The organism is Aerosakkonema sp. BLCC-F183, assembly GCF_041929145.1.
Classification (GTDB): Bacteria; Cyanobacteriota; Cyanobacteriia; order Cyanobacteriales; family Aerosakkonemataceae; genus Aerosakkonema.
In genome coordinates, this window is the sequence record NZ_JBHFNU010000064.1 from 1 (window position 1) to 8,591 (window position 8,591).

12 protein-coding genes are annotated in these 8,591 nt (G+C 44.7%); 4 read left to right on the top strand and 8 right to left on the bottom strand.

Annotated elements, in window-relative coordinates; genetic code table 11:
• Positions 1–145: 145 nt before the first annotated feature.
• The 4 genes from ACE1CD_RS18940 to ACE1CD_RS18955 all read right to left on the bottom strand — a co-directional run bounded on the left by ACE1CD_RS18940 (position 146) and on the right by ACE1CD_RS18955 (position 1,716).
• Complete coding sequence (locus tag ACE1CD_RS18940) at positions 146–274, bottom strand: peptidoglycan-binding protein (RefSeq protein WP_374826030.1); 129 nt, start codon at positions 272–274, stop codon at positions 146–148.
• Positions 275–333: 59 nt separating this feature from the next.
• A complete protein-coding gene (locus ACE1CD_RS18945) occupies positions 334–687 on the bottom strand; it encodes a phenylpyruvate tautomerase MIF-related protein (protein ID WP_374793961.1) in 354 nt (117 codons plus the stop codon).
• Between the two features lie 112 nt (positions 688–799).
• On the bottom strand, positions 800–1,282 hold the full coding sequence (locus ACE1CD_RS18950) for a flavin reductase family protein (protein ID WP_374793960.1): 483 nt from the start codon (positions 1,280–1,282) through the stop codon (positions 800–802).
• A 50-nt stretch (positions 1,283–1,332) separates the two neighbouring features.
• Positions 1,333–1,716: a zf-TFIIB domain-containing protein gene (locus ACE1CD_RS18955; protein ID WP_374793959.1), complete on the bottom strand. Its 384-nt coding sequence runs from the start codon at positions 1,714–1,716 to the stop codon at positions 1,333–1,335.
• Positions 1,717–2,261: 545 nt separating this feature from the next.
• Between ACE1CD_RS18955 and ACE1CD_RS18960 the strand changes: the two genes are divergently transcribed.
• Entirely contained in the window at positions 2,262–2,486 is a 225-nt protein-coding gene (locus ACE1CD_RS18960; protein WP_190464980.1) for a KGG domain-containing protein, read from the top strand.
• A gap of 176 nt (positions 2,487–2,662) precedes the next feature.
• Here ACE1CD_RS18960 and ACE1CD_RS18965 read toward each other — a convergent pair whose 3' ends face one another.
• The 4 genes from ACE1CD_RS18965 to cysS all read right to left on the bottom strand — a co-directional run bounded on the left by ACE1CD_RS18965 (position 2,663) and on the right by cysS (position 6,562).
• Positions 2,663–3,499 carry a dienelactone hydrolase family protein gene (locus ACE1CD_RS18965; protein WP_374793958.1) on the bottom strand — a complete coding sequence of 279 codons (837 nt, stop codon included), beginning with the start codon at positions 3,497–3,499 and terminating at the stop codon, positions 2,663–2,665.
• 61 nt (positions 3,500–3,560) lie between these two features.
• Positions 3,561–3,776 carry a hypothetical protein gene (locus ACE1CD_RS18970; RefSeq protein WP_374793957.1) on the bottom strand — a complete coding sequence of 72 codons (216 nt, stop codon included), beginning with the start codon at positions 3,774–3,776 and terminating at the stop codon, positions 3,561–3,563.
• Positions 3,777–4,012: 236 nt separating this feature from the next.
• The gene (gene cobM, locus ACE1CD_RS18975) at positions 4,013–4,825 is read right to left on the bottom strand and encodes a precorrin-4 C(11)-methyltransferase (RefSeq protein WP_374793956.1); all 813 of its coding nucleotides are present in this window, start codon (positions 4,823–4,825) and stop codon (positions 4,013–4,015) included.
• A gap of 273 nt (positions 4,826–5,098) precedes the next feature.
• Entirely contained in the window at positions 5,099–6,562 is a 1,464-nt protein-coding gene (cysS, locus tag ACE1CD_RS18980; RefSeq protein ID WP_374793955.1) for a cysteine--tRNA ligase, read from the bottom strand.
• Between the two features lie 134 nt (positions 6,563–6,696).
• Here cysS and ACE1CD_RS18985 point away from each other — a divergent pair, with 134 nt between their 5' ends.
• The 3 genes from ACE1CD_RS18985 to ACE1CD_RS18995 form a co-directional block, all read left to right on the top strand.
• Positions 6,697–7,794, top strand: coding sequence for a CobW family GTP-binding protein (locus ACE1CD_RS18985; RefSeq protein WP_374826031.1), 1,098 nt, complete (start codon positions 6,697–6,699; stop codon positions 7,792–7,794).
• A 78-nt stretch (positions 7,795–7,872) separates the two neighbouring features.
• Positions 7,873–8,328, top strand: coding sequence for a D-aminoacyl-tRNA deacylase (dtd, locus tag ACE1CD_RS18990; RefSeq protein ID WP_374826032.1), 456 nt, complete (start codon positions 7,873–7,875; stop codon positions 8,326–8,328).
• 37 nt (positions 8,329–8,365) lie between these two features.
• Positions 8,366–8,591 (top strand): DUF29 domain-containing protein (locus tag ACE1CD_RS18995; protein ID WP_374826033.1); only part of this gene is annotated, 226 nt, incomplete at its 3' end.

Consider the following 8,591-nt stretch of genomic DNA (forward strand, 5'->3'; position numbering starts at 1 on the left):
TTCGAGCAGAGGGAATCAGAATGCTTTCCTCCTCTGGGACGGGGGAGGGTTACGCCAATGGAGAGGAAGTCAGACCAAACCGAGGACGTAAGTCTAAGGTGAGGCATTCTTCTGTGAAATTGGAAGCTCCAACTATAGCGTCAGCTTAGCTGGAGTAGTTCACTTTATGTTTTTGCTGAAAGGCAATTACTGCCAATTTAGTATCTGAGCTAAAGATCCCGTTCCTGATGACGTTATAACCGTGAACTTGCAACAACCCTTGCAGTTCGCGCACATAGTTTTATGGTTTCATTTAATATTTAAAGGGTGGGTATAGCCCACCCTACAACTCAATTAACCAAAAGTCGATCCATTCCAGCCCCACATGGAACCTTTTGCATCGGCAAATTCGATGTAGATGCGATCGACTGGTACACCCAACGCTTCATTTATCTGCTGGCAAAAATCCTGACTCATGGATTTGGTTTGCGATGGACTCATGCTGCCAATATTTTTGATTTCTATATAGCAGACTGGATCTGTCGTGCCAGCAAAAGTCATGGCCATATTTGGCTCAAACGCAGTCATCACGTAAGATTCCGGTTTGCCCAAGTGTTTGGATAACTTAGACGAAAGGGTTTTGAGTAGCGAATCAACTTGCGATTTATCTGCTGTAGCTACAGAAGTTTGCACTTTGATTAGAGGCATAATTCAGTTTTCAGTTGCTAGTTCGTGAGAAAGATTTACGGAAAATTTTAAATTTCAGATTTCCGATTCAAATCCTATCTAAAATCCAAAATTTAAAATCTAAAATTTCCCATTATCCGCCGTATTGCCAGCCGGTGCTTTCCAACAAAAGAGGTTCGCCTTCCCGATGAACACCAGCGCCAATTACTTCGCCGACATAAACGGTATGGTCTCCTCGATCGACTGCACCGACAACCCTGCATTCCACATAACCCAAGGAGTCTGATATGATGGGGCAGCCGGTTTGTTCTCCCAAGTAGAAGTCCACATCCTCAAATTTATTGCCGATGCGACGCTGGGGCTTGAAGAATTTTTGGGCTAAATCTTTTTGTCCTGCTTCCAGGAAACTGAGGGCAAAGACACCGCTGGCTGCGATCATGGCGTGGGACTTTGAATCTTGCTTAACGCAATTTACCACTAAGGGTGGTTGAAAAGAACCTTGCATTACCCAACTGGCGGTGAAACCGTTCACTTCTTCGCCGTCTTTGACGCCACAGATATAAAGTCCGTGTGGAATTTTTCGCAGAAGAGTCTTTTTGGCTTGTTCGTCTAACAATGGTCTATCCTCTGATAACTACATCGCTTAGTTTAGCAATCTTCAGATTTCTAACGTCTTTCTTTCGTAAAAATATCTTTAAACATTTCCAGGAGTCCTTGTTGCTTGTAATCTTTAAATTCGCCGGCATCAAACCAAGTGCCGCAGCATACGGGACATTTTTCATACCAAATATGCGGTTGTTTTAAATCGACCATTTTGGTCATTTGTGTGCTGCATTTAGGACAATTTATATTCCCGATTTGGTTGAATTTACTGCCTGTGAGGGGGTCACCGATATCTATAGTTTCAGAACCTTTGATTTTCTTCAGTCGTGCAGCGCCTTGGGAGTCAAACCAAATACCTTTGCACTCAATGCAGCGATCGACTTCAATACTGCTATAGATAATTTTTTCTAAGCTGCCTTTACATTTTGGACACTTTAAATGTTTCATATGGTTTTCCTGTAGCTACTATGAAGTATACCAGCTAACTGTTGACTTCCATCAAATTGCCGATCTCATTCACTAACTTGTCTGTTAATACTGAGTTAGTCATGTGCTTTTGGAAACTTGCAAACCGGACAATAGCTGTTCGTACTTGCTTTCTCTTACAGGATCTGTGAGTGCGATCGCGGATTTTTGGTTGATTAGTTTTAAGTATGTCTAGCGGGAGAGCCGGAGAATGGGAAAGTGAGAAATATTCCCCTATGAACTTTTACATAGAAATAGCGAAAGAACCCCAAAACTAAGCTAAATAAGATTAAATCGAGCCAAAACAAGATTAATTAAGATTGGCAGTCGGTAACCCCATAAATTAGCTTGTTTATAGGTATTTTTTGCTCGGATTTACTGTTTGTATGGCACTTTTTACACTAGCTTGAGCGGGTACGATTTAATACGTACCCAGTACTGGATAAAATCAATCATCTCATTCGCAGGGTTGAGGGATCGACAAATCGAGATTTCTAGTATTGAAAGCGTAGATTGATGGTGGAATTATGAGCGATAAAGACAACAACACCAGCAAACGAGGCTTTGCATCTATGGACGAAGAAAAGCAGCGCGAAATTGCCAGTAAAGGTGGTAAGGCTGCTCATGAAAAAGGTACTGCCCACGAGTTCACTCATGAAGAAGCTGTCGAAGCTGGACGCAAAGGTGGGGAAGCGGTCAGTCAAGACAGAGAACATATGTCTGAGATTGGACGCAAAGGCGGTAAGTCTTAAAACAGAAACTGCAAATTTCAAGTTGAAATTTCAAAGATATTAAGTGGGGAAGCGGGGGAGTAGAAAAAATTTGTCCCATCAGCGCTTGCAAACTGCTATAAGTTAAACGCAGATTGCAAACAGGGGATTTATTTGGTAATTAAAACCGCGAATATATCCCCTCTTTTGGTCAATAATTACCCAACTCCATGCTGTTTAAACCAAGCCAGCAAGCGTCTCCATCCATCTTCAGCTTCTTGCTTCTGATAAGATGGGCGATAGTCAGCAAAGAAACCGTGCGGTGCATTTGGGTAAAGGACAATTTCCGAACCGCTTTCTCCTTCTTTAAGCGCTTGACGCATTCTTTCTACGGTATTGTTGGGAATACCGTTATCCTTACCGCCGTAAAGTCCTAATACTGGCGCTTTCAAATATGGGGCAATGTCAACTGGATATTTGGGAGTGAGAGAAGTTGACTCACCGACCAAGCGTCCGTACCAAGCAACACCAGCTTTAACTTTAGGACTGTAAGCTGCATACAACCAAACAATTCGTCCCCCCCAACAAAACCCGGTGATTCCGAGTTTGTCGATATTGCCTTTACTCGAATTTTTCGCCCAATTAACAGTGGCATCCAAGTCGGACATTACTTGGGAATCTGGCACTTTGGAGACAACTTTGGAGATAATTTCTTCAATGTTACTCAGTTGGGAAACATCGCCTTGACGGGTAAAAAGTTCGGGTGCGATCGCTAAATATCCCAACTTAGCAAAACGGCGGCAAATATCTTGGATATGTTCGTGTACGCCAAAGATTTCTTGCACTACCAACACTACGGGAAAATTGCTGCCAGTTGCAGGCATAGCGCGATAAGCTGGAATTTCGCCATCCTCGACGGGTATTTTTACTTCTCCGGCGATCGAACCTTGAGTATTTGTATTGATAACTTGGCCAGAAATTGGCTGCACTGCTAACGCAAATCCAGCTGTCAGCGTACTCACAATAATAAATTTCCGGCGCGTAATTTCTTTCATTTGCCGTTTTCTCCAAGACACTCTTGCCAAAGGTAGCTTATTCTTCAGGGTAGCGCTGCACTTAATCTGTAGAATTTTCCGTAGGCGTTAGCTGGTCGATCTCTTGTGCTTCTAGCGGTGTGTAAGCTTTATTGTTATCCCCGCAACTGCAAGAATGTGCCGTTAATTCAGCGCAGAAGTCACTAGGGTTCAATTTGGGAGGAAAAGCAAAGATTTCTTTTCCGTTTAGCTTTGACTTACGGTAAAGCTCGATCGCTCTTTCCAATGAATAATACATCACAGGAACCCATCTGCCACAGTAAAAGTAGACAACAACTCGGCTGTTTGTGTACTTTCCCAGGGGGAGTGGGTTTCGCCAGGGCGAAACCATAATTATTTTGGTTAGGTGTGTCCGTATACATCTTGGAAAAAGTTAAGATTTTTTAACAACTGTCTTAAGCAATACATTTTTGCTTAATTTTGGTGTAGGCTAAACTACCAAAAGCTATGAACAGATTCGATCGAAGCAAGATTTTATCCATGAGCTGACTTCTGACGGAACAAGTGAGAGTGTTGCGGATGGTAAAGACGCGATCGTCCTTTCTCTGCTGCCAAAGCCGGACTGATGACATAAAGCGTGGTGCGGATTAAGTTTTCTCGCTGCGTTACCTCTGCCATTTGATGCAGGGGAAGCACTAAAATTTTTTCATCAGGCCAACCCAGCCGATAGCAAATCGCTACGGGTGTATCGGCTGCATAATGTTCCATCAGTTTGATTTGGGCATCTTCTACATGACGCGCACTCAGGTAAAGACACAAACTCGCCTGATGCGCCGCCAGAGTTGCCAATTCTTCCTGTTCCGGTACAGATGAAGCGTTACCGCTAATGCGGGTGAGGATTATTGTTTGTACGAGTTCCGGTACAGTTAACTCGACTTTCAGCTTGGCGGCAGCTGCTTGGAAAGCGCTGATTCCGGGTATGACCTCAACAGGAACATCTGCTTCTGTCAAAGCTAGCATTTGTTCGTGGATGGCGCTGTAGAGACTGGGGTCGCCGGAGTGGAGACGGACGACAGATTTGTGCGATCGCACCCTTTCGATCATAATCGGCAGAATATCTTCCAGTGTCTTATTAGCAGTGCGGATAATTTCTGCATCAGTACGCACCCCCTGTAAAATTTGCTTTGGCACCAGCGAGTCAGCAAATAAAATGACATCTGCTTGCGCCAAAATTTTCTGTGCTTTGACGGTCAATAAATCCGGATCGCCCGGGCCGGCACCTACAATATAGACTGCTGGAGAGAGGGGAGAAGTGGGAGAGGGGGAGAGGGGGGGAGTGAGAGACATATAAGAGGAACAAAGCGGCAGGACAATTGATGTTTTGAAATTGTTGATTTTAGATTTTAATTCAATTTGAAATCTCAAATCTCAAATCTAAAATTCCCAGAGATTCCGGATGCGATCGATGGCGTGAGAAAAAATGAATGGTAGATGCACCCTGGTTAAGCCCTAGAGGATTTCTCTAGGGTTTTTTTATCATTACTATTCCGGATTGGAGAATTTCAGATAACAAATTTTAAATGGCAAATTTGAAATCTACAATCTCAAATCTGAAATTCCTTAATTGCGATGCCATCGCGTACCTTGTGGGGTATCGATGAGGGTAATGCCTTGGTCTTGCAGTTCGTTGCGAATGCGATCGCTTTCGGCAAAGTTTTTCGCTTTTCTTGCTGCTTGTCGCTGTGCAATTAAAGCTTCAATTGCCGCATCGCTTAAACCATCAGAAGGTTGAGATGGTTTATCTTCTGGCTTTGCTGACAATCCCAAAACTCCTGCCAGCGTAACTAAGGTGCGCCATTGTTGTTCTAACACTTCCGGCGATGTCTTGGTTTTGCCTTCGTGGACGAGGATATTGCCTTCCTTACCTAATTCTTTGGCTAACTCGAATAAAACTGCCAAAGCTGCTGGGGAGTTGAAATCATCATCCATCGCGGCTTGGAATTTTTCCACTTCGGGATTTTGGATGGAGGGATTTTCCGATTGTTCTAATTTCCAACCTAGCCCAGAACCGTGTCGATCGCCAAACAGCAGACCTTCCTTGAGAGTGTTCCAGCTATTTTGGGCGAATGCGATCGCATCCTGGGTAAAATCGATCGGCTTGCTGTAATTTGTTTGCAAAACAAATAACCTGATCGCCATCGCCTCCGGTGCATTCTGCCCATCCAACAACTGACGGATAGTGATGAAATTGCCCAAAGATTTAGACATTTTCTTCCCATCCACATTGATCATGCCGTTGTGCAGCCAGTAACGCGCTAACTGCTTGCCAGTCACAGCCTCAGATTGGGCTATTTCATTCTCGTGGTGGGGAAATGCCAGTTCGTTACCCCCGCAGTGAATATCAATAGTATCGCCCAAAGACTGACGTACCATCGCCGAGCATTCGATATGCCACCCCGGACGACCGGCACCCCAAGGCGACTCCCAGAAAGGTTCTCCCGCTTTCGCCGCCTTCCACAGCGCAAAATCAAACGGGTCTTGTTTCTTCGGCGCGTCCGGGTCTTCCTCTTCCACTCTACCGCTAGCCCCAGCCTGCAATTCTGCCAAATTGCGACCGGAAAGCTTGCCATATTCCGGAAATTCCCGCACTTTGTAATAAACATCACCAGCAGATGGGTAAGCGTAACCTTTGTGTTCCAACTGGTGAATCAGTCGTTTAATTCCATCCAGCGTGTGGGTCGCACGGGGATATTCATCGGCGTCCATCACATTCAGCCGTTTCATATCCTCAAAATACGCATCGATAAATTTCTCAGCGACAACTTCCATCGATAATCCTTGTTCCCTGGCGCGATTGAGAATTTTATCGTCGATATCGGTGAAATTCTGGACGTAACGCACATCGTAACCCCGCCATTGTAAATAGCGGCGCACCATATCCCAGACAATGTAGCAACGCGCATGACCCAAGTGGCAGTAGTCATACACTGTCACGCCGCAGCAGTACATTTTCACCTTCCCCGCTTCCAGGGGTTCAAAAATTTGTTTGCGACGAGTCAGCGTATCGTAAAGCGTCAGGGTCATAACGAGTAACAACCTTTAGTGCGATCGGCAATAATAGGGGAGGACGACGGGGATCTGTGCCAGCACCCTCGCGTCGGTACTTAATGTACCGTAATTCTATACTCCCATTTTGCGACGTTTTCTACAGCTCAGCTATGCAATCAGCAGTTTCTCCCGACCAATCTCAGGCAATGGATGTTCCGAAACGCGGTTTGCCTGTAACTATTATCACTGGGTTTCTCGGTAGCGGTAAGACAACTCTTCTCAACCACATTTTGAAAAATCAGGAGGGCGTTAAGACAGCTGTTCTGGTCAATGAGTTTGGCGAAGTTGGTATTGACAACGAACTGATTATATCCGCCGACGAGGACATGGTGGAACTGAGTAACGGTTGCATTTGCTGCACCATTAATAACGATCTGGTAAATGCAGTTTATAAAGTTTTAGAACGCCAAGACCAAATAGATTATTTAGTAGTGGAGACGACGGGATTGGCAGATCCGCTGCCCGTGGCACTCACGTTCTTAGGTACGGAATTGCGTGATTTGACTCGGTTGGATTCGATCGTCACGGTGGTGGATTCCGCAAATTACAGCCTGGATTTGTTCAACAGCCAAGCTGCTTACAATCAGATTGCCTACGGCGATATCATTCTGCTGAACAAAACAGATTTGGTCGATGAAGCTGATGTTGACAATCTGGAAGTAAAGATTCGCGATATCAAACAAGGTGCAAGAATACTGCGTACAACTAAGTCGCAAGTTTCTCTGCCTTTGATTCTCAGTGTTGGTTTGTTTGAGTCGGATAAGTATTTTGAATCTGAGGAATCAAAACACGGTCACGACCATCACGACCACGACCATCACGACCATTCTGCCTGCGACCACGACCACGACCACGACCACGACCATCACCATCATTCCAATCACTTGGAAAATGATGGGTTTACTTCAATTTCTTTCCAAAGCGATAAGCCTTTTGCGATTAAGAAATTTCAGCATTTCTTAGATAATCAATTGCCTGCAAATGTGTTCCGCGCTAAGGGGATTATGTGGTTCGATGAAAGTCCTCGCCGTCACGTATTCCACTTGTGCGGTAAGCGTTTTACAATTGAAGATGAAGATTGGAAAGGTCAACCGAAAAATCAGTTAGTGCTGATCGGTCAAGACCTCGATCGCGAAACGCTACTCAAGCAAATCGAAAAATGCCTTTGCTTGCCTTCCACCGATCGCGGTAAAGGATTTGGGAAATAACAATAAATTGCCAATTTTAGATTTTAGATGGCAAATTTAATTAAATCTGCTATCTAAAATCTAAAATCTGAAATTGCCATGCGCGTAGTTGTTCAACGAGTTAAATCTTCTCAAGTTTCGATCGCAGGTGAAGTCGTCGGCAAAATTGGTCGAGGACTAAACTTGCTTGTGGGTATTGCCAGCACGGATACGGAAGCAGAACTTGACTGGATGGTTCGTAAGTGCTTGGAATTGCGCTTGTTTGCGAATGAAGAAAATGGTTCGGGTCGTTGGGAACAGTCGGTGCAAGAAATTGGCGGCGAATTGCTGGTAGTGAGTCAGTTTACCTTGTATGGGGATTGTCGGAAAGGTCGCCGTCCTTCTTTTGATAAGTCAGCTGCTCCGGAAGTGGCAAAAAATTTGTACGATCGCTTTGTGGATAAGTTACGCCAAAGTGGTTTGCGGGTGCAAACTGGTGAGTTTGGGGCGATGATGCAGGTGGCGATCGAAAATGATGGCCCTGTCACCCTGCTGCTGGAACGAGAGGCGTCTTAGCTGTCAGTTGTTACTGATGATAACAGGAGGCGATCGCATGAATCAAAATTTATCGGATATAGAAACTAAAACTTCCCAATTGTACGAAACAGATTTTTACGCTTGGACACAAGCACAAGCACAATTTCTCCGAGATAGAAAGTGGGATTTTTTGGATATCGCAAATTTGGTTGAGGAGATCGAATCTTTGGGTAAGCAAGAACGACAGGAATTGAGGAATCGTTTGGGCGTTTTGTTAGGGCATTTGCTAAAGTGGGAATTTC

Coding starts and splice junctions, on each gene's coding strand:
- cysS (WP_374793955.1), bottom strand. CDS start 6,562: ATGACCCTGACGCTTTACGATACGCTGACTCGTCGCAAACAAATTTTT.
- ACE1CD_RS18960 (WP_190464980.1), top strand. CDS start 2,262: ATGAGCGATAAAGACAACAACACCAGCAAACGAGGCTTTGCATCTATG.
- ACE1CD_RS18965 (WP_374793958.1), bottom strand. CDS start 3,499: ATGAAAGAAATTACGCGCCGGAAATTTATTATTGTGAGTACGCTGACA.
- dtd (WP_374826032.1), top strand. CDS start 7,873: ATGCGCGTAGTTGTTCAACGAGTTAAATCTTCTCAAGTTTCGATCGCA.
- ACE1CD_RS18985 (WP_374826031.1), top strand. CDS start 6,697: ATGCAATCAGCAGTTTCTCCCGACCAATCTCAGGCAATGGATGTTCCG.
- ACE1CD_RS18970 (WP_374793957.1), bottom strand. CDS start 3,776: ATGTATTATTCATTGGAAAGAGCGATCGAGCTTTACCGTAAGTCAAAG.
- ACE1CD_RS18955 (WP_374793959.1), bottom strand. CDS start 1,716: ATGAAACATTTAAAGTGTCCAAAATGTAAAGGCAGCTTAGAAAAAATT.
- cobM (WP_374793956.1), bottom strand. CDS start 4,825: ATGTCTCTCACTCCCCCCCTCTCCCCCTCTCCCACTTCTCCCCTCTCT.
- ACE1CD_RS18945 (WP_374793961.1), bottom strand. CDS start 687: ATGCCTCTAATCAAAGTGCAAACTTCTGTAGCTACAGCAGATAAATCG.